The following is an 18,900-nucleotide window of genomic DNA, read 5'->3' as shown; positions in this document are numbered from 1 at the left end:
CCTCCAGGGTATCCGTCCCCCGGACAACACCAAGCCCTCGCCCGGAACCTGCCTGGCGAGAGGTGTCCGCGGGCGGTCGGCCGAGGGCCTTCTCGACCTCGCGGGCCACCTCGGCGGCCCGTTCCGGGGGCAGCGGTTCCCCGTCCGCGCCGGTCACGTAGAAGGCGTCCACGGCGTTGGCGCCGAGGGTGGAGACATGGGCGCTCCGCACCCGTACCGCACTCTCCTCCAGGGCCCGGCCGATCCGGTGCAGCAGGCCCGGGGCGTCCTGGGCGCGGACCTCGATGACGGTGGCGCGGCGGGAGCCCGCGGCGGCCACCGAGACCCGGGGCGGCGGGGCCTTGACCCCCCGCCTGCGGGGGTGGGCGGCCTCCCGTTCGGCGAGCCGGGCCCGGATGTCCAGGGAGCCGTCCAGGGCGCGTACGAGGTCGGCGCGGAGGCGGGTGGCCTGCGGGAGGGCCCCGTACTCGGCGGCCACCCGCCAGGCGAGCAGCAGCAGGTCCGCCCGCTCCCCCACCTCGCCGGGCGGCTCCAGCGCGCGCAGGTCGGCGGAGCGCACGGTGAGGCGGTGCAGGGCCAGGACGCCCGCGGCGGCGGGCAGGACGCCGGGGCGGTCGGGCAGGGCGATGAGGAGTTCGACGCCGACCGGCGCCGTCTCGCCGTCCCCGTGGGGTTCCTCCGCCCGGGTGTGCAGGGTGAGGACGGGGCCGCCGGTGCGCAGGGCCTCGACGGCGAGGCGTTCGTGCTCGGCGCCGACTGCGCCCTCAACGGGCTCCTCGACGGGCTTCCCGGCGAGAACGGCCGCGACGCGTTCGACGAGGTCGGCGACGAGGGAGGCGCGCCAGGAACTCCAGGCGGCGGGCCCGGTGGCGAGCGCGTCGGCCTCGGTGAGGGCGTGCAGCAGCTCCAGGGTGGAGGCGTCGCCCACGGCCGCGGCGACCGCCCGCACGGTGGCGGGGTCGTCGAGGTCGCGCCGGGTGGCGGTCTCGACGAGCAGCAGGTGGTGGCGTACGAGGGTGGCGACGACCGCCGTGTCCTGCTGGTCGAAGCCGATGCGGGCGGCCGTGGCGCGGGCGATGGCCTCGCCCGCCACGGAGTGGTCGCCGGGCCGGCCCTTGCCGATGTCGTGGAGGAGGGCGGCGACCAGGAGGAGGTCGGGGCGGTGGACGCGGCGGGTGAGGGAGGCGGCGCGGACGGCGGTCTCCACGAGGTGCCGGTCGACGGTCCAGGTGTGGACGGGGTTGCGCTGGGGGCGGCAGTGGACGTGCTCCCAGCCGGGCAGCAGCCGGGTGACGATCCCTTCCGCCTCCAGCGCCTCCCAGACGGGGACGGTGGCCTCGCCCGCGCCGAGCAGGGTGACCAGCTCCTCGCGGGCCTCGGGGGGCCAGGGGACCGGCAGCGGCGGGGCGGTGGCCGCCAGGTGGCGGACGAGGTGGCGGGAGAGCGGGAGCCCGGCCTCGGCGGCGGCCGCGGCGGCGCGCAGGGGGAGGGCCGGGTCGCGTTCGGGCCGGGCGGCGCGGGCGAGGACCACTTCGCCGTCCGCGTCCACCACGCCGTCGGCGAGGGGGGCGCGGTCGGGGGCCTGGCGGGTTCGGCCCCCGGTGAGCAGGGAGCGCAGCCTCGGGCGGGCGGAGCGGGCGCGCAGGACCCGTTCGACCTCGCGCCAGGTGACGTCGGTGGCGTACGAGATGGTCCGCGCGGCCTCGTAGACCTGGCGCAGCAGAAGGTCGGCGTCGGACAGGCCGAGGGCTGCGGCGACCTGGTCCTGTTCCTGGAGGGCGAGGCGGTCGGTGGCGCGCCCGGTGGCGAGGTGGAGGGCGTCGCGGGCGTCGAGCAGGACCCGGCGGGCCCGGTCGAGGCCGTCGCGGGGCGCGTCGGCCACCCAGGAGGCGGCCACGGCGCGCAGGGCGGTGGCGTCGCGGAGTCCGCCGCGGGCCTCCTTGAGGTCGGGTTCCAGGAGGAACGGGAGCTCGCCCGCCCGCTCCGCGCGTTCCCGGCCGAGCTCCAGGAGGGCGGGGAGGCGCCGGGGGGCCTGGCCGCGCCAGTCGGCGAGGACCGCGGTGCGCAGGGAGGCGGCGAGGCCGAGGTCTCCGGCGACCGGGCGGGCGTCGAGCAGGCCGAGCTGGACCTTGAGGTCCTCGGCGGCGGTCTTCCGGGCCTCGCCGGAGGTGCGTACGGAGTGGTCGAGGGCGAGGCCCAGGTCCCAGACCGGGTACCAGAGGGCGTCGGCGAGGGCGGCGAGGGCGGTCGGGGCGGCGGCGCCGTCGTGCAGGAGGAGCAGGTCGAGGTCGCTGCGCGGGGAGAGCTCGCCCCGGCCGTAGCCGCCGACGGCTACGAGGGCGGCGCCGCGCACCCCGGTGCGGGCGGCCGCGGCGGTGAACAGGCCGGTGAGCCAGTCGTCGGTGAGGCGGGCGAGGGCCGCACGGCGCGGCGGCCCGGACCACTCCTCCTGCTGGAGGAGGCGCAGTCGGGCCGCCGCGTAGCCGCTGGGCCCCGGGTCTTCGGCTCCGGTGGTCGCTTCGGTCCTCGTCACCCGGCTGCCTTCCGTTCGTGGATGGTCGGTCAGAGGGCGTCCGGGCCGCGCTCGCCGGTCCGGACGCGGACGGCGGTGTCGACCGGGACGCTCCAGACCTTCCCGTCGCCGATCTTGCCGGTGCGGGCGGCCTTGACGACGACCTCGATGAGCTGGTCGGCGTCCTCGTCCTCGACGAGGACCTCGATGCGGATCTTGGGGACCAGGTCGACGGTGTACTCGGCGCCCCGGTAGACCTCGGTGTGGCCGCGCTGCCGCCCGTAACCGCTGGCTTCGGTGACGGTGAGCCCGTGGACGCCGAAGGCCTGGAGCGCCTCCTTGACCTCGTCCAGCCGATGGGGCTTCACGACCGCGGTGATGAGCTTCATGCGTCCACCTTCTTCGTCTTCGGTGCTGCCGGCGGTGCTGCTGTCGGGGCGGGGCCGGTGGCGCGGGCGGCCGAGCCGCCTCCGGCGCCGCTGAAGTCGTAGGCCGTCTCGGCGTGCTCGACCTGGTCGATGCCGGAGACCTCGTCGTCCTCGGAGACCCGCATGCCGAGGGTGCGGTGGATCGCCAGGGCGATCAGCGCGGAGACGACGAGAGAGTAGGCGAGGACCGCGACGACGCCGAGGAGCTGCTTGCCGAGCTGTTCGAGGCCGCCGCCGTAGAAGAGGCCCTCGGCGTCGGACTGGACGCCTCCGGTGGCGAAGAAGCCGACCAGGACCGAGCCGATGACGCCGCCGACGAGGTGGACGCCGATGACGTCCAGGGAGTCGTCATAGCCGAACCGGTACTTCAGGCCGACCGCCATGGCGCACAGGACACCGGCGACGGCGCCGATCGCGAGGGCGCCGAGCGGGCTGACGGAGCCGCCCGCGGGGGTGATGGCGACGAGGCCGGCGACCGCGCCGGAGGCGGCGCCGAGGGTGGTGAAGGAGCCGTGGCGCAGCTTCTCGTAGATCAGCCAGCCGAGGACGGCGGCCGCGGCGGCGACCTGGGTGTTGAGGAACATGACCGCGCCGACGCCGTCGTCGTTGCCGAGCCAGGATCCGGCGTTGAAGCCGAACCAGCCGAACCACAGGAGTGCCGCGCCGAGCATGACGAGCGGCAGGCTGTGCGGCCGCATCGGGTCCTTCTTGAAGCCGACGCGCTTGCCGATGACCAGGATGACGCCGAGGGCGGCCGCGCCGGCGTTGATGTGGACGGCCGTGCCGCCGGCGAAGTCGATGACGCCCATCTCGAAGAGCCAGCCGCCGGCGCCCCAGACCCAGTGGGCGACGGGGAAGTAGACGGCGGTGACCCACAGGACGATGAAGACCGCCCAGGCGGTGAACTTCACCCGGTCGGCGAGGGCGCCGCTGATCAGGGCCGGGGTGAGGACGGCGAACATGAGCTGGAAGGCTGCGAAGACGTACACCGGGATGGTGTAGCCGTCCCAGAGTTCGGTGACGCCGATGTCGCCGAGGCCGACGTAGTCGGAGCTCCAGCCGATGACCGAGCCGACGTCGGAGCCGAAGGCGAGGCTGAATCCGTAGAGCACCCACAGGACCGTGACGATCCCGAGGCTGATGAAGCTCATCATCAGCATGTTCAGGGTGCTCTTGACGCGGACCATGCCTCCGTAGAAGAAGGCCAGGCCGGGGGTCATGAGCATCACCAGGGCCGTGCAGATGAGCATGAACCCGGTGTTGGCGGCAGACAGCTCGGGAGCGTCTGCGGCAAGCGTCGTGATGCCTGGGGGCATCGGCGTCTCCTCGTCGTCGGAGCGGCCGCGGCGTGCGGGGGAGGCTGCGGGACCACTGGGGATACGGTGCGGGCCGTTATGAGCCACGAGATTGGCCCAGTGCCGTTTCGTGGGATGCCGCACGGTGTTTCCCGGGCGTGACGAAGAGGGGCGGCGTGTTACGGCCGGATGAATCCCGGGTGGCGCCTCCGGTCCGCTGCCTACCATGCGGCGCACGCCGTGCGCCGCGGACGGGGCCGGCCGCGGCGCCCCTCCGTGCGACCGGGCGATGGGGGAGCCGGGTCGGGGTGTGCGGGAGGGGGCCGCGGCCGGGGCCGGGGCCGGTCAGACCGCTTCGGCGGTCTCCGGGAGCTGTTCGTGGAGCTGTTCGGTGAGCCGGGCGACTTCGGCGACGTCGCCGAAGTCGCGGGCGGCGGTGTCCACGGTCTTGCGCAGACGGGTGTTGACGCGCTCGGAGCGGACCTTCTTGGCGATCTTCAGGGCGCGGGCGGCCAGCACGGTGGACTGTTCGGGCTCCCGCTGGAGGAGGTGGACGGTGGCCATGCCGATGAGGTTGAGCGCGTAGGAGCGCTGGTGCTCGTCGTCGTCGCCGAACAGCTCGACGGCCCGCTCCATGACGGGCGCGGCCAGCGAGGCGTAGGTGGGGCTGCGGCCGGCGACGTAGGCCAGGTCGCGGTAGGAGTGGGCGTTCTCGCCGTTCAGCTCGGCCTCGGAGAAGAAGCGGATCCAGTCGGGCTCGGGCTCGCCGTCGAGGCCGGCGTCCAGGAAGGTGTCCTCGGCCATCCGGACGGCCCGCTTGCACTTGCTGGGCTGGCCCATGTTGGCGTAGGCGCGGGCCTCCATCGCATACAGCATCGCCTGGGTGCGGGAGGTGGCGCAGTCGCGACTGCCGTACTGGGCGAGGTGGATCAGCTCCAGGGCGTCGTCGGGGCGGCCGAGGTGGATCATCTGACGGCTCATGCTGGAGAGGATGTAGCTGCCGAGCGGTTTGTCGCCGGCCTCCTTGGCGGCGTGCAGGGCGAGCACGAAGTACTTCTGGGCGGTGGGCTGGAGGCCGACGTCGTAGCTCATCCAGCCCGCCAGCTCGGCCAGTTCGGCGGCGCATCGGAAGAGCCGCCGGGCGGTGGGGTCGGGCTGGGGCTCCTGGAGCAGGTCGGTGACCTCGTGCAGTTGGCCGACGACGGCTTTGCGGCGCAGTCCGCCGCCGCACTGGGCGTCCCACTGGCGGAACATCGCGGTGGTCGACTCCAGCAGGTCCAGCTCGGGGCCGGAGAGCCGGGAGGGGCGGGGCTCGGCGGCCGGGGCGGCCTGCTCGCCGGAGGCCTGGGCGGGGACGGGGACCAGCCAGCGCTGCATGGGCTCGATGAGGGCGGGTCCGGCGGCCAGCGTCAGGGAGGAGCCGAGGAAGCCGCGCCGGGCGAGCATCAGGTCGCTGCGGGAGAACTCGCTGAGCAGGGCGACGGTCTGCGGTCCGGCCCAGGGCAGGTCGACCCCGGCCACCGAGGGCGACTGGTGAGCGGTGCGCAGACCGAGCTGCTCGACGGCGACGACGGTGCCGAAGCGTTCGGAGAACAGCTCGGAGAGGATGCGCGGGATCGGCTCGCGCGGCTGCTCCCCGTCGAGCCAGCGCCGCACCCGGGAGGTGTCGGTGCTGATGTGGAGGGCGCCCATCTGCCGGGCGCGCCGGTTGACCTGGCGGGCCAGCTCGCCCTTGGACCAGCCACTGCGCATGAACCACGACCCCAACTGCGCGTTGGGCCGCTTTCCGGCATCCGTGCCCTCTGCGCCGCTGCCACTCACTGGTACGCCCCCATCCCGCCGAAAACCCATCGCGCGAACCGTTGTCAGAATGCCGTTCATCGATGCTGTCCGTAGAGGAGTTCCCCTCCCCCGAACAAGAAATCGGATTGCCTGCGGCATACCCGCGGGCCCCATCCTTCCAGGGTTCGCGTACCGACGGTAATCCTACGATCACCCCTGCCGCGAGGGGAGTTGAGGAAACGCCACCATTCGCCACCCCTTCTGATGAACCCGACCGCCGCTGAGCGCGCTTGACTTGAACCAACAGGACCGAGGGCGAGCGGGAAGAAGCATTCGGGGGCGCGCGCACCGTGCCGCACTCCCTTTCGCGCTCCCGCGCACGCCACTCGATCGAGTTCAGCCGCGGAGAGACGCCCGAGCGACGCGGGACGTAACCACCGGCGAGGCGGACCCGTTGGAGGGGGCATGGGCTTCACTATCGGCGGCATCCGGGAGAGGCGGTCCGGTGCGCGGCGTCGCCACCGCGGCGGCACGGGCACGGCGGTGGCCGAGTACACAGGGCTGTGGGGGTGGGCGGTACGGCCGGGGGCGCGGGCCGAGTCCGGCGCCTGCTCGTGCGGAGCGGCGGCCTGCCCCGCGCCGGGGGCCCACCCCTTGGACTTCGCCGCCGAGGTCCCGGCGGGCTCCGGCCCGGACCGCGCCTCGGACGCCTGGGCCGAGACGCCCGGCGCGGCGATGCTGCTGCCGGTGGGCCGCTCCTTCGACGTCCTGGAGGTCGCGGAGCAGGCCGGGCGGCGCGCGGTGGTGCGGATGGAGCGGATGGGGCTGCCGTCGGGGCCGGTCGCGGTGACGCCGACCGGGCGGGCGCAGTTCTTCGTCGCCCCCGGGGCCGCCGCCGAGCTGCCGTCGCTGCTCTACCGGATGGGCTGGGACGACGCGGGGCTCGACCTCCGCGCCCTCGGCCCGGGGGCGTACGTCACCGCCCCGCCCTCCGACCTCGGCGGTCGCGGCCCGGTCCGCTGGCTGCGGCCCCCGGCGCTGGACACGGCGGCCGCTCCCCCGCAGGCGCGGCTGCTGCTGGGCACCCTGGCGTACGTCTGCCACCGCTCGTAGGCGGTACGGAAACGGCGGACGGGCGGCAGGCTCCTCGTGGGAGCCGCCGCCCGTCCGCCGTTCTCGGTGCGGAGCGGGTCAGTCGCCGATCAGGGCGTCCACGAAGGCTCCCGGCTCGAACGGGGCGAGGTCGTCCGGGCCCTCGCCGAGGCCGATCAGCTTCACCGGTACGCCCAGCTCGCGCTGGACCGCGATGACGATGCCGCCCTTGGCGGTGCCGTCGAGCTTGGTGAGGACGATGCCGGTGATGTCCACGACCTCCGCGAACACCCGGGCCTGGACGAGACCGTTCTGGCCGGTGGTGGCGTCCAGGACGAGGAGCACCTCGTCCAGCGGACCGTGCTTCTCCACGACGCGCTTGACCTTGCCCAGCTCGTCCATGAGACCGGTCTTGGTGTGCAGCCGGCCGGCAGTGTCGATGAGGACGACGTCCGCGCCCTCCGCGATGCCCTCCTTGACCGCGTCGTAGGCGATCGAGGCCGGGTCGCCGCCCTCGGGCCCTCGGACCGTACGGGCTCCGACGCGCTCGCCCCAGGTCTGGAGCTGGTCGGCGGCGGCGGCGCGGAAGGTGTCGGCGGCGCCGAGGACCACGCTGCGGCCGTCCGCGACGAGCACCCGGGCCAGCTTGCCGGTGGTGGTGGTCTTGCCGGTGCCGTTGACGCCGACGACCATGACGACGCCGGGGGTCTCCGCGCCGCCCTCGGTCCTGACCTCGCGGTCGAAGTCCGGGCCGAGCAGGGTGATCAGCTCCTCGCGGAGCAGGGTGCGCAGTTCGTCCGGGGTGCGGGTGCCGAGCACGCGGACACGCTCGCGCAGCCGCTCGACCAGTTCCTGGGTGGGGGCGACGCCGACGTCGGCGGTGAGGAGGGTGTCCTCGATCTCCTCCCAGGTGTCCTCGTCGAGGTTGTCCCGGGAGAGCAGGGTGAGGAGGCCCTTGCCGAGCGAGTTCTGCGAGCGGGCGAGCCGGGCCCGCAGCCGGACGAGCCGGCCGGCCGTGGGCTCGGGAACCTCCAGTACGGGGGTCTCGGGGGCCTCGGCGACCGGGGCCTCCTCCACGGGCGCGGTGGCGTCCGGGAGGCCGACGTCGTCGATGGTGCGCCGCGCTTCGTCGCGCGGCGTCTCGGCCTCCTCGCCGACCTGCGGTTCGGCGGGAGGGGTGATGGTCGGCGTGCTCGGCGGCGGGGGCGGCAGCTTCTTCTTGCGGCTGCCGATCACGAGCCCGCCGACCAGGCCGACAGCGACCAGGGCGATGACTACAGCGAGGATGACGATTTCCATAACCTGTCCAGTATCGGCCACGGCCGCCCCCCGGACGCTGCCCCGGCTGCCCCCCGGCGATCCGGTGGACCCATATGCACCTTTTGGCGGCACCGCGGAGGTCGGCCTCCGTCCGCCTGACGAGCCGACGGCTCACGCGCCGGCCGGGGGGGGGGGCGGCACACGCGGACGGGCACGGCGCCGGCACGGTGCGGGCCGAGGAGCCCCCGGGGCGGCGAACGGCGGAGCGCCGGTGGAGGAGGGGCGGTGGAGCCCGCGTCCGTTCTGCGGGGCGACCGCCGAAGACGCCCCCGCCCCGGCTCGGGGCGAGCCGGGGCGGGGGCCCGGGGGGGGAGAGGGCGGCGGGGGTCAGCCCATCTCCTCCAGCGCCTTGCCCTTGGTCTCCTTCACGAACTTGAGCACGAAGGGGATCGAGAGCACGGCGAAGCAGGCGTAGATGATGTACGTCCCCGAGAGGTTCCAGTCGGCCAGGCTCGGGAAGCTGGCGGTGATCGCCCAGTTGGCCATCCACTGGGCGAAGACGGCGACGCCGAGGGCGGCGGCGCGCAGGCGGTTCGGGAACATCTCGCCCAGGAAGACCCAGACGACGACGCCCCACGACAGGGCGAAGAAGAGCACGAAGACGTGGGCGGCGACCAGCGCCGTGGCCCCCTGGGCGGTGGGCAGCTTGCCGTCGACCAGGTCGGCGGAGAAGGCCCACGCCTCGACGGCCAGCGCGAGGGCCATGCCGATGGAGCCGACGAGGGCGAGCGGACGGCGGCCCACCCGGTCCACCAGCACCATCGCGATCACCGTGCCGATGATGTTGATGATCGAGGTGGTGAAGGAGTAGAAGAACGAGTCGGTCGGGTCGATGCCGACCGACTGCCAGAGCGTCGCCGAGTAGTAGAACGCCACGTTGATGCCGACGAGCTGCTGGAACATCGACAGGCCGATACCGACCCAGACGATCGGCAGGAAGACGAAACGGCTGCCGAGCAGGTCCTTGAAGGAGGACTTGTGCTCGCGGTGCATGGCGGTCTCGATCTCGTTCACCCGGGCGTCGAGGTCGATGTTCTTCCCCTCGACCTCTTCGAGGATCTTGCGGGCCTCGGCCTTCTTGCCCACCGAGATCAGGAAGCGCGGGGACTCGGGGATGGCGAACGAGAGCAGCCCGTACAGGATGGCCGGGACGACCATCACGCCGAGCATCCACTGCCAGGCCTCCAGGCCCAGGATCTCCCCGCGCTGGTCGCCGTCGGCGATCTGGAGGACGGCGTAGTTCACCAGCTGGGAGATGGCGATGCCGATGACGATCGCGGCCTGCTGGAAGGAGCCCAGGCGGCCGCGGTAGGCGGGCGGGGAGACCTCGGCGATGTACGCCGGGCCGATCACGGAGGCCATGCCGATGGCGAAGCCGCCGACGATGCGCCACATCGCCAGGTCCCAGAGCGCGAACGGCAGCGCCGATCCGACGGCGCTGGCGGTGAAGAGCACCGAGGCGATCTGCATGCAGCGGATGCGGCCGATCCGGTCCGCGATCCGGCCGGCGGTGGCGGCGCCGATCGCACAGCCGATCAGCGCGATGGCGATGACCTGGGCGAGCGTGCCGGAGCCGATGTCGTACCGGTCGCGGATGGCCTCGACGGCCCCGTTGATGACGGAGCTGTCGTAGCCGAAGAGGAAACCGCCCATCGCCGCCGCCGCGGTGATGAAGATGACATGGCCGAGATGGTCCGGGTGGGCCGCCCGGGCCCCGGACTCCGGTCCGTTCGCTGCACTGGTCACATGAACTCCTGATGCCTGGCCGGGGTCAGACGTGGGGGGTGAGCCTTCCCAGTGGCGCACACCATCCGGTTCACCACCACTTGAAGGCCAGAACGACTTCGCAGAGGTTATGCGTTCAAGTTTTGAAGCCCAACAGCGGGTCTCCGCACGTGTACCCCGAACCGCGCGATACGTGCCTTGAACTTCTGTCGAGCCGGTGGAAAGCCTCCGTGGCGCCGGCGTCGCGGGCCGGATCAGCGCAGCCGCTGGCTGATGACCTTCGAGACCCCGTCACCCTGCATGGACACGCCGTACAGCGCGTCGGCGACCTCCATGGTCCGTTTCTGATGGGTGATCACGATGAGCTGGGAGCTCTCCTGCAACTCCTCCATGAGCCGGATCAGCCGCTGCAGATTGGTGTCGTCGAGGGCGGCCTCCACCTCGTCCATCACGTAGAACGGGCTGGGACGGGCCTTGAAGATGGAGACCAGCAGGGCCACCGCCGTGAGGGACCGCTCCCCGCCCGACAGCAGGGAGAGCCGCTTCACCTTCTTGCCCGGCGGACGCGCCTCGACGTCCACGCCGGTGGTGAGCATGTTGTCCGGGTCGGTCAGGACGAGCCGCCCCTCGCCGCCGGGGAAGAGGCGCGAGAAGACGCCCTCGAACTGCCGGGCGGTGTCGTGGTACGCCTCCGTGAAGACCTGCTCCACCCGCTCGTCCACCTCCTTGACCACCTGGAGCAGATCGGCTCGGGTCTTCTTCAGGTCTTCAAGCTGCTCGGACAGGAACTGGTGCCGTTCCTCCAGCGCCGAGAACTCCTCCAGGGCGAGCGGATTCACCTTCCCGAGTTGCTGGTACGCCCGTTCGGCCGCCCGCAGCCGCTTCTCCTGCTCGGGCCGCCGGTAGGGCCTCGGCCGGTTGCGCGGGTGCTCCGGGTCCTCCGGCAGCTCCTCGCCCTCCGCCGCGGGCGACGGCGGCACCGGCTGGCCCGGACCGTATTCGGCGACCAGCGCGGCGGGCTCCACGCCCAGCTCCTCCAGGGCCTTCGTCTCCAGCTGCTCGATCCGCAGCCGCTTCTCGGCCCCCAGCACCTCGCCCCGGTGGACCGAGTCGGTGAGCTTGTCCAGCTCGCCCTTGAGCCCGCGGCCCCGGTCGCGCTCGACGGCCAGCTCGCGCTCCCGCTCACCCTTCGCCGCCTCGGCCCGCGTCCGCTCCTGCCCGGCCCGTTCCAGGGACACCTCCACATGCGCCAGCAACTGGCGGGCGCCCGAGGCGACGGCGGAGGCCACCTCGGCCTCGTGCCGCAGCCGGGCCCGGCGCCGCTCGGCGCGGGCACGCGCCTCCCGTTCGGCGCGGGCGGCCCGGTCCAGCGAGTCGGCGCGTCCGGCCAGCGCCTTGACCCGCTCCTCGTGGGTACGGGCCTGGAGCCGGGCCTCCATCTCCGTCTGGCGGGCGTTGGCCCCGTCGGCGGCGAGCCGGTCCCGTACGGAGGTGTCGGGCTCCTCCTCGGCGGGGGCCTCCTCGGCGACCAGCAGCCGCTCCGCCAGCTCCTCGGCCTCCTCGCTCGCCCGCTCCAGGGCCTCCTGGGCGCGGGCGGCGGAGGCGGTCATGCGCTCGGCCTCGCCCGCCGCGCCCCGGGCCTGGCCGGCGAGCCGCCCGAGCTGCTGGGCGAAGCCGGACTTCTCCCGCTCGGCGGCCCGGCGGCGCTCCCCCAGCGCCTCGACGAGCGCGGTCCGCTCCGTACGCCGCTGCTCCGCCAGCCGCTGGGCCTCCGCCAGTTCCCCGCACCGCACGGCGAGGGCGTCCAGCTCGGCGGCGGCCTCGTCCACGGACGCCTGCACCTCCAGGAGGCTGGGCGCTCCGGCCGACCCGCCGTGCGCGAAGTGGGCGGAGAGCACGTCCCCCTCCCCGGTCACCGCGGTCAGCCCGGGGTGCGCCGCGACCAGCGCCTCGGCGTCCTCCAGCGTCCCCACCACCACCGTGTCCGGTACGAGGCGGCGTACGGCCGCGACGAGGGCGGCGGGCCCGCGCACGAGGTCGGCGACGGCGGGCGCGGGGAGGGCGGCGGCGGCGGTCGCGGGAGCCGGGGGCTCCCCCTCGTCCGCGGCCCCGGCGGCGGGCCGCGGGGGCGCCTCTCCGCCCAGCAGCATCGCCGCGCGCCCCGCGTCCCGTTCCCGCAGCAGGCGGATCGCGGCGGCCGCCGCGGCCGGGTCCGTGACGGCGACCGCGTCCGCCGCCGTGCCGAGGGCGGCCGCGACCGGAACCTCGTAACCGGGTTCGACGGTGAGCAGTTCGGCGGCCGGGCCGAGGAGCCCGGCGAGCCGGTCCCGGGCCCCCAGGAGCGCGCCCGTACCGTCCTTGCGGCGCAGCCCCAGGGCCAGCGCCTCGTGCCGGGCCGCGACCGCCGCCCGCCTGCGCTCGGCGGCGACGGCCTCCTCACGGGCCGCGCTGTGAGCGGAACGGGCCTCGGCGAGGGCTTCCTCGGCGGCCTGGTGGCGCGCCGTCAGCTCCTCGCCGTCCGCGTCGAGCCCGTCCACCTCGGCCTTCAGCTGCTCGTACTCCTCCTGGGCGGCCGCCGCGCGCTCCTGCGCCTCGTCGCGGGCGGCGGCCAGCCGGTCGATCTCCGCCTGCGCCGAGCCGGCCCGGCTGCGGGCCGCGTTGACCTGGCCGTGCAGCCGGGCGAGCCCTTCGCGCCGGTCGGCGATGGCGCGGGCGGCGTCCTTGAGCCGCCGCTCCTCGGCAGCCAGTTCACGTTCCAGGTCGGCGCGGTGGGCGACGGTGTCCTCCAGCGCGTGTTCGGCCGCCTCCAGGGCGGCCGTCAGCTCCGCCTCCTGTTCGCGGATCCGGGCGGCCTCCCGTTCCAGCTCCTCGGGGTCGCGGCCCCGCCGTTCCTCGGCGGGGGGATCGGAGGCGCTGCGGACCCGGGCGTCGGCCAGCGAGACCGTGCCCCGTACCCGCTCGGCCAGCTGCGACAGCTCGTACCAGCTCTGCTGGGCGCGCTGGAGCCGGGGCGCGAGGCGGCGCACCTCGCCCTCCAGCTCGGCCTCCCGGGCGAGCGCCGTCCGCAGCTCCGCCTCGGCCGCGTCCTTGCGCTTCTTCAGCTCCGCCTCGTCGGCGAGCTCGTCCCGCAGCGCGTCCCGCAGGGTCACCAGGTCGTCCGCGAGGAGGCGGAGCCGGGCGTCGCGCAGGTCGGCCTGGATGACGGCGGCCCGGCGGGCGACGGCGGCCTGCCGGCCGAGCGGCTTGAGCTGGCGGCGCAGCTCGGCGGTGAGGTCCTGGACCCGGGCCAGGTTGGCACCCATCGCGTCCAGCTTCCGCAGCGCCTTCTCCTTGCGCTTGCGGTGCTTGAGCACCCCGGCGGCCTCCTCGATGAAGGCCCGGCGGCCCATCGGGTCGGCGTGCAGCACGGAGTCCAACTGGCCCTGCCCGACGATGACGTGCATCTCGCGGCCGATACCGGAGTCGGAGAGGAGTTCCTGGATGTCCAGCAGCCGGCAGGTGTCGCCGTTGAGCCGGTATTCGCTGCCGCCATTGCGGAACATGGTCCGCGTGATCGTCACTTCGGCGTACTCGACGGGCAATGCGCCGTCGGAATTGTCGATGGTCAGCGATACTTCGGCACGGCCGAGCGGGGGCCGCCCGGTCGTCCCGGCGAAGATCACGTCTTCCATCTTGCCGCCGCGCAGGGATTTCGCGCCCTGCTCCCCCATGACCCAGGAGAGCGCGTCCACCACGTTGGACTTTCCTGATCCGTTGGGGCCGACGACGCACGTGATCCCCGGTTCGAACCGCAGGGTGGTGGCGGACGCGAACGATTTGAAACCACGCAGGGTCAGGGCCTTGAGGTGCACGCCGCCGGACTCTACCTTTCCCTCTCGGTTTCGTTGCTGAAGGTGCAGGGCACATCAGACGGTAGGCGCAGGCCGGCACGTCCGGGGCGGGGGCCGGACAAAAGAAAAAGGGACGCCGAAGCGTCCCTGTGAATCTCGCTGGCGTCCACGCGAATCCAGCCGCGGTCCTGCGCGGCGCATCGCCGTGCGACCGGACGACGGCGTCCCCGCCGTGGCGGGAACCCCGGGGTTCGGGGGCGGCGATCCGTGGTGCAGGACGAATCAGAGGTGTTCCGAGGCTACTGAGCGTGCCCGGCCCGACCGGCCCGAAGGGGCCCTCGTGGTCAGGTCAGCGCAGGCTCGCCCTGGGGTACGTCGATGTCGATGCTGTCGAGCAGCGACTCCTGGTGCTGAGCGGCGGCGTTGAGCGCGTCGTTCTCGCTCTGGATCCGGGTGAGCTCGGATTCCAGGTCCTGGACGCGCTGCTGGAGCCGTCGCATCTCGGCGAGGAGTCGCGGGTCGGAACCGCCGACGTAACCGAGAAGCGCCTTTGCCATGATGGATGGTCCTCCACAATGAGTGACCGACCGATGCGGTGTGGGTCGTCAGGGGAACGGCACCCGCGATGCTCGGCAGGGCTCTGTCACCACTGCGGTTCTGCTGCTGAACAGCTCTACCGAACAGCTAAGGTGCGCGGGGTTTTCAGCGTCTCACCAAAAAGTTTGACGGTCAACACGATCACACCCTGTGTGCCCGGGTGTCCCGGGGGCGCGCCGCCGGACGATCTTGGGGCGCGACTCTCCTGCGGGGCCCCGGGGGGTGTGCAGATCTTCGTCAATGCCGCAGCTTTGCACGTCACACGGAATCTGGCAACCATCCGTCGCGGCCGGTCCCACCGCAGGTCACTTCGGGTGCGGGGCCCCGCGCGGCGCCGGGGCGGCGAGGCGGGGCGCGGCGCTCGCCGAGCCGGTCGCCGGGGGTGCGGTCCGGCGGTGTCAGCGGATGGCGAATCCGTCGTAGCCGCCGCGGGGGGTGTCCCAGATCTCAGTCACTCCGTCCACGCGCCCGGGTGTGTCGTCGGACCGCAGCCACTCCAGCAGACGGTGGCAATGGTCACGTGGCCCCTCGGCCACGATCTGCACCCGGCCGTCGTCGAGATTGAGGGCGAACCCGGTGAGCCCGCCGATCTCCAAAGCATTTTCCCTGGTGAACCAGCGGAATCCCACTTGCTGTACCCGGCCGCGTACCCATACGACGAGACGCGCTTCTTCATTCATGCCCGAACGTTAACCGGCCTGGTGTTCCCGAAGCATCTCGCCCCCTTTCCTCCATGGGCTACAGTCCCGTCGAACAGTCTCACTCGATCGGATGAGTATCGGACGGCGGTCGACGGAAAGTCGATCAAGCGGGATGACCTCCGCGTACGGCCGAATTCGATCGACGGGGCGACCGCGGGGGAATCGAGCGACGCCGTCAGGGCGTCCGGAGCACGAGGAAGGCACAGCGCATGGGACGCCACCGACGATCCGCCGCAGGCCCCGTCGCTGAAGAATCCGCGGCGGACGCCGCTTTCCGGCGCGGTGGTACCCGCCGGAAGAAGTCCGGCGTGCCGACCCGCGCCGGCCTCCTCGGTGTCTCGGCGGCCGTGGCCGTGGGCGCGGTGGCGGTCGCCTCGGGGCTGCTCCCGGGCGGCGACGCCTCCACCTCCGGCACCCCCCGCGCCGTCGACCAGGTGCGCTCCGGCGGCGCCGCCCCCGACCTGCTGACCCAGGGCGGCAGCTCCACGGAGCCGGCCGACCGGTCCGCCTCCCCCACCGGCCGGGACGGCGAGCGCCCGCAGCCGCCGGGCAAGGCCCCGTCGAAGACGCCCCCCGCCAGCGCCTCTCCCTCCGGGAGCCCGGCGAGGACGCCCTCGAAGGCGGCGTCGCCGTCCGAGGCCGCCTCCGAGAACCAGACCGCCGCACCGTCGCGGAAGTCCGAGAAGGCGAAGGCGCCCGCGGCCCCGAGGACGAGCACGCCGCCGACGAGCAAGGCCCCGGCCCCGCCGAAGACCTCCGCCGCCCCGCCGCCGGCCAAGAAGCCGTCCCCTTCCCCGACCGACGCCTCCGCGCGCTCCGAAGTGCTGGCCCTGGTGAACCAGGAACGCGCGGAGGCCGGCTGCTCCCCGCTGTCCACCAGCGCCCCGCTCACCTCGCTCGCCCAGAGCTTCAGCGAGGACATGGCGGCCCGCGGCTTCTTCGACCACACGGACCCGGACGGCGACACCCCCTGGGACCGCGCCGCGCAGGCGGGCGTCCAGGGGCTCGGCGCGGAGAACATCGCCCGCGGCCAGGCCGGCCCCCAGGCGGTGATGGACGCCTGGATGGACAGCGAGGGCCACCGCGCCAACGTTCTCAACTGCGACTACAAGACCATCGGCATCGGCGTCCAGGAGGGCCCCGGCGGCCCCTGGTGGGTCCAGAGCTTCGGCTTCTGAGAATCCCGCAGGTCAACGACCTATAGCTCCTTCTGGGCCGTCCCCGGGCCGTCATCGGTAACCGGGGCGGCCCAGGCTGCGTCTACGGCGGCGCGCGTGCGGGTCTCACTCGACGGCATCAGGTGGGTACAGGTCCGCAGCGTGAAACCGGGGTCGTGATGCCCCAGGTACTCGCTCAGGGCCTTGGTGCTCTCCCCCGCGTCCAGGAGCACCGACGCAGAGAAGTGCCGCAGCGCGTGCATCCCGTTGTCCCGTCCCTCAGCCGCACCAGCAGCACGGAGGGCGGGCCGCCACTGACGATCGTTGAACTTGTTGCGGTTCAGTGCGCGCCCCTCAGGGCTCCGGAAGATCAGCGCCGCGGTGGGGGGCGGGCCGTCCAACGTCTTCCACGGCAACGTCACCTCGACAGCAGGCGTCCGCTCCGGGTGGCCGGCCCATCCGAAGGCGATGGACTCGGGCAGAGGAACGTCCCGCTCCTTCCCTCCCTCGGGCGGAGCAGCGAGAGCGTCGTTCACCGCGAGAACCATTACTTCGCGGACGACGAGCCGGTCCAGATCGTCTCCCCCTGTCTGCGCTGGGACGAGGCGGAGGGCACTCTCCTCATGCACCTCATACAGGCGAAGTCAGGGCCGAACGGGATCTACGGCCGCCTGGAGGAGCTGGGCCACGTGATGACGCGGGTGCGCGACGGGATCAGCGCTCGGATGCCTTCACCCGGAGAGGCCCGGGTACTCGACCTGTTGCCAGGGGTGCCCGTACTCGAAGTGCTCCACACGAGCCTGGATCAGGAGTCGCAGCCCTTCGAGGTGTCCCGGTACGTGCACCGCGTCGATCAAACCGGGCTCCTCTACGAGCTGCCCGTTTCCCGGCCCACTGCTCCGCTGGAGGACTCGCGTGGCTGACACCCCTATTCGCCCTATCGAAGTTGTCGACGTTCCCGGAGCGGCGGCAGCCCTGATCGAAGTCCACTCGACGGACGGATATCCGGTGGAAGGAGTGGATGACCCCGAGGCATGGATCACGCCGCCGGGAGTCGTGAAGGCGTGGGTAGCCCACCGGGACGGTGTGGTGGGGCATATCGCGATCATGAAGGCGGAGGGGGAGAAGGCCGTCGCCCTCTGGCAACAGCAGAGCGGAGAGGATGGCTCCCGCATCGGTGTGCTGGCCCGGCTGTTCGTGGTGAGATCTGCGCGGAAGCACGCGGTGGGCGAAAGCCTCATGCGCGCAGCCATGGACCACGCCGAGGAGAACGGGTTACGCCTTGTGCTCGACGTGATGGACAAGGACGAGGCAGCCATTCGCCTCTACGAACGCTTGGGCCGGCAGTTCATCGGCGGAGCCACGCACCCATTCGGAGACGGTCAGCAGATCCCCGCCAAGTGCTACGTCTGGCCCGCCAGCCAGCTAGGAAGTTGCAGGTTTCTCTCCCTCATCAAGGCACCCGGCTGCGCCCGCGCTCCCGCCTTCGGCCCGCTCGGCGCTGCCGCCGCCGACGCGCGCCCGCAGTGGATAGGCCCGTGGGGCATGAGACGAGAACCAAGCCCGCGGCTTCAAGAGGATGCCTCCGGCGAGGGCGCTCAGACTCCGGGATGGACGGGGCACCGTTCGCGAGTGCCGGCCGGAGTGGGGCGGACGTCGTGGGGCTCCCATCCCGACCACCTTCGACCCAGACAGAGCCGAGCAGTCGCGGCCCAGGGCGTCAAGGTCGTTCGTACAGTGGGGGGCTGAGATGAGGCAGGTTGGTGAGCACGAGTGTCAACCGGAGCTCCCGTTCGAAGGCCCTTAAGAGCGAACCAAAGAGGCCCGCAAGGCAGCCATGAGCCTCTGACGGGCGTCCCGGAATGCGCGCCGTGCCTCCGCACACTCAGGATCGTCGCGGAGATGCCCGGCAACCACTGCGTCCCTATACAGGAGCAGCCGATAGGCCGCGTCCCCGGCGAGCTCGGCCACTTCTGGCGTGGCCAGTAGTTCCAACTGGTACTGCTTTGAGTGCACTCCATGGGTAAGGACGCTGGCGCGAGCAAGCTGGGCCCGTTCGTCCAGGGGTAGATGCCCCGATCTGCTGGCGTCGCTTATGGTGTCGCGTGCCTCGGTCAAGGCCTCTAGAAACTGGCCAGCCACTGTGCGCATAGTCTCTCTGTCCTGCGCCTTCGTGTCCCGCCGCCAAGTTACGCGATCTGTGACAAGCGTGCTGCCTACCCCGATTACTGCACCTACCAATGTGGCGACCAGTGCTGTCCATTCCATGTCCGGGAGACTATGAGTTCGCCGCATCCGCTGCCAGGGTGCCGTCGGTCGGAGCAGCCCCGTGGGGCCGTCACGGGGCCGTCAGAGGGCGCTTAACGACGACCACCGCTGACAACCACCGACAGCTAAGTCGCAGGTCGCAGCGTTGATCGACTGCATGGCCGCAGGTCACAGACCCAGCCCGTCACTTCTT

At 72.7% G+C, this 18,900-nt stretch carries 12 protein-coding genes and 2 pseudogenes; 4 read left to right on the top strand and 10 right to left on the bottom strand.

The annotated features are described in order from the left end of the window. Window positions 1–79: 79 nt before the first annotated feature. The 4 genes and pseudogenes from ACH4K1_RS08505 to ACH4K1_RS08490 all read right to left on the bottom strand — a co-directional run. Window positions 80–2,533, bottom strand: a pseudogene (locus ACH4K1_RS08505) ([protein-PII] uridylyltransferase); the annotation flags it as partial. Window positions 2,534–2,562: 29 nt separating this feature from the next. Continuing rightward, window positions 2,563–2,901: a P-II family nitrogen regulator gene (locus ACH4K1_RS08500; RefSeq protein ID WP_398087780.1), complete on the bottom strand. Its 339-nt coding sequence runs from the start codon at window positions 2,899–2,901 to the stop codon at window positions 2,563–2,565. Continuing rightward, complete coding sequence (locus ACH4K1_RS08495) at window positions 2,898–4,256, bottom strand: ammonium transporter (protein ID WP_398087779.1); 1,359 nt, start codon at window positions 4,254–4,256, stop codon at window positions 2,898–2,900. The genes ACH4K1_RS08500 and ACH4K1_RS08495 overlap by 4 nt, the downstream gene beginning before the upstream one ends. A 324-nt stretch (window positions 4,257–4,580) precedes the next feature. Further along, complete coding sequence (locus tag ACH4K1_RS08490; protein WP_398087778.1) at window positions 4,581–6,056, bottom strand: hypothetical protein; 1,476 nt, start codon at window positions 6,054–6,056, stop codon at window positions 4,581–4,583. Between the two features lie 426 nt (window positions 6,057–6,482). On the opposite strand from ACH4K1_RS08490, the gene ACH4K1_RS08485 reads away from it, so the two are divergent. Further along, the gene (locus ACH4K1_RS08485) at window positions 6,483–7,130 is read left to right on the top strand and encodes a bifunctional DNA primase/polymerase (RefSeq protein WP_398087776.1); all 648 of its coding nucleotides are present in this window, start codon (window positions 6,483–6,485) and stop codon (window positions 7,128–7,130) included. Window positions 7,131–7,208: 78 nt separating this feature from the next. On the opposite strand, the gene ftsY is transcribed toward ACH4K1_RS08485, so the two are convergent. From ftsY to ACH4K1_RS08460, 5 genes are all read right to left on the bottom strand, one after another. After that, window positions 7,209–8,408: a signal recognition particle-docking protein FtsY gene (gene ftsY, locus ACH4K1_RS08480; RefSeq protein WP_398087774.1), complete on the bottom strand. Its 1,200-nt coding sequence runs from the start codon at window positions 8,406–8,408 to the stop codon at window positions 7,209–7,211. 348 nt (window positions 8,409–8,756) lie between these two features. Continuing rightward, complete coding sequence (locus tag ACH4K1_RS08475; RefSeq protein ID WP_398087772.1) at window positions 8,757–10,175, bottom strand: sugar porter family MFS transporter; 1,419 nt, start codon at window positions 10,173–10,175, stop codon at window positions 8,757–8,759. Between the two features lie 233 nt (window positions 10,176–10,408). Continuing rightward, complete coding sequence (smc, locus tag ACH4K1_RS08470) at window positions 10,409–14,005, bottom strand: chromosome segregation protein SMC (RefSeq protein WP_398087770.1); 3,597 nt, start codon at window positions 14,003–14,005, stop codon at window positions 10,409–10,411. Window positions 14,006–14,328: 323 nt separating this feature from the next. Continuing rightward, window positions 14,329–14,541 (bottom strand): hypothetical protein, encoded by a 213-nt coding sequence (locus ACH4K1_RS08465; protein ID WP_030117724.1) that lies wholly within the window; start codon window positions 14,539–14,541, stop codon window positions 14,329–14,331. A gap of 438 nt (window positions 14,542–14,979) precedes the next feature. After that, complete coding sequence (locus ACH4K1_RS08460) at window positions 14,980–15,261, bottom strand: acylphosphatase (protein ID WP_398087768.1); 282 nt, start codon at window positions 15,259–15,261, stop codon at window positions 14,980–14,982. A gap of 230 nt (window positions 15,262–15,491) precedes the next feature. Here ACH4K1_RS08460 and ACH4K1_RS08455 point away from each other — a divergent pair, with 230 nt between their 5' ends. Beyond that, window positions 15,492–16,460 carry a CAP domain-containing protein gene (locus tag ACH4K1_RS08455; RefSeq protein ID WP_398087766.1) on the top strand — a complete coding sequence of 323 codons (969 nt, stop codon included), beginning with the start codon at window positions 15,492–15,494 and terminating at the stop codon, window positions 16,458–16,460. A gap of 20 nt (window positions 16,461–16,480) precedes the next feature. Here ACH4K1_RS08455 and ACH4K1_RS08450 read toward each other — a convergent pair whose 3' ends face one another. Beyond that, window positions 16,481–16,987 (bottom strand): tyrosine-type recombinase/integrase, encoded by a 507-nt coding sequence (locus ACH4K1_RS08450; protein ID WP_398087764.1) that lies wholly within the window; start codon window positions 16,985–16,987, stop codon window positions 16,481–16,483. On the opposite strand from ACH4K1_RS08450, the pseudogene ACH4K1_RS08445 reads away from it, so the two are divergent. Next, window positions 16,958–17,362: pseudogene (locus ACH4K1_RS08445) on the top strand (UTRA domain-containing protein); the annotation flags it as partial. The gene ACH4K1_RS08450 and the pseudogene ACH4K1_RS08445 overlap by 30 nt on opposite strands. Next, complete coding sequence (locus ACH4K1_RS08440) at window positions 17,355–18,188, top strand: GNAT family N-acetyltransferase (RefSeq protein WP_398087762.1); 834 nt, start codon at window positions 17,355–17,357, stop codon at window positions 18,186–18,188. The pseudogene ACH4K1_RS08445 and the gene ACH4K1_RS08440, both read left to right, overlap by 8 nt. The last annotated feature ends 712 nt before the right edge of the window (window positions 18,189–18,900 follow it).

It is taken from the genome of Streptomyces sp. NPDC017448, assembly GCF_044330565.1.
In the GTDB taxonomy this organism is placed as follows: Bacteria; Actinomycetota; Actinomycetes; order Streptomycetales; family Streptomycetaceae; genus Streptomyces.
This window is presented reverse-complemented; position numbering and strand designations above follow the sequence as displayed.